The organism is Streptomyces sp. WELS2 (genome assembly GCF_013870595.1).
GTDB lineage: Bacteria > Actinomycetota > Actinomycetes > Streptomycetales > Streptomycetaceae > Streptomyces.
The window spans coordinates 1-1,011 of record NZ_JACBWZ010001370.1; the positions used below are offsets into that span (position 1 = coordinate 1).

General features: G+C 74.7%; 1 protein-coding gene and 1 pseudogene. Both read left to right on the top strand.

Translation table 11 applies throughout. The features are described from left to right. On the top strand, positions 1–594 hold a 594-nt coding region (locus H5J33_RS36425; protein WP_181798948.1), incomplete at its 5' end, for a hypothetical protein. Continuing rightward, a pseudogene (locus H5J33_RS36430) lies at positions 587–1,011 on the top strand (hypothetical protein); the annotation flags it as partial. The gene H5J33_RS36425 and the pseudogene H5J33_RS36430, both read left to right, overlap by 8 nt.

Below are 1,011 nucleotides of genomic sequence, written 5' to 3' on the forward strand. Positions count from 1 at the left end.
CTCGGCGCGCGCGAAGGCGACCTGCTCGCCCTGCGCCGCGCCCTGTTCGGAGAGCGGATGCAGGTGCGGCTGGAGTGCCGCGCCTGCGGCGAGGACATGGAATTCGAACTGGACGCCGGGGAGTTCGCCCGGTCCCTCGACCGTCCCGCGCGGCAGGTCGTACGGCTGACGGAGGACGGCTGGGACATCGCCTTCCGGCTGCCCGCCGCGGCCGACCTCACGGCCGCCGCCCGCGCCGCCGACCCGCGCACCGCGCTGCTCGCCCGCTGCCTGCTCTCGGCGGCCCACGACGGGGCACCCCGCACCGCCGACTCCCTCCCGCCACCGGTACAGCGGCGGATCGCCGAGGCCGTGGAGGCCGCCGACCCCGGCGCCGACATCACGCTCAACGTCGGCTGCCCCGAGTGCCGCACCACCACCCGGGCCGAACTCGACATCGCCTCCTACCTGTGGACCGAACTCGACGCCTGGGCGCGCGACACGCTCCTCGACGTCCATCTGCTGGCCACCGCCTACGGCTGGAGCGAGCCGGAGATCCTGGCCCTGAGCCCGCTGCGCCGCCGTTACTACCTGGAGCTGTGTGCGGATGTCTGACTCCTCCGTGACCGATCCCTCCCGGGCGCCCGACTTCCTCGACCGGCTGATCGCCCGGCACACCGCCGCCGCACCGGACACGGTCCGGGTACGGCCCAGGCTGCCCGGCCCGTTCGAACGCGTCGAGGCCGTCCGGCCCCGCACCCCGGAGCCGGACTCCGCGGACAGCACGTGGCCGGCCGCCCCGCCCGCGGCCGCGCCCGAGAGCGACGGACTCCGGCCCGTCACCGAGATCCACCACCACACGGAACGCGAACGGACCGTCGTGCGCGCCGAACCGGCCCGCACGGAAACGGAACCGGGAAAGGCGGCCCCGGCCGCCTCGCCCGAGGCGCGGCTGCTGCGTCCCGCCGGATCCCTGATCGCCGAAGGACCTCGAGAAGGTCATCTACTTCGCGGCGTACATGATCACGTACG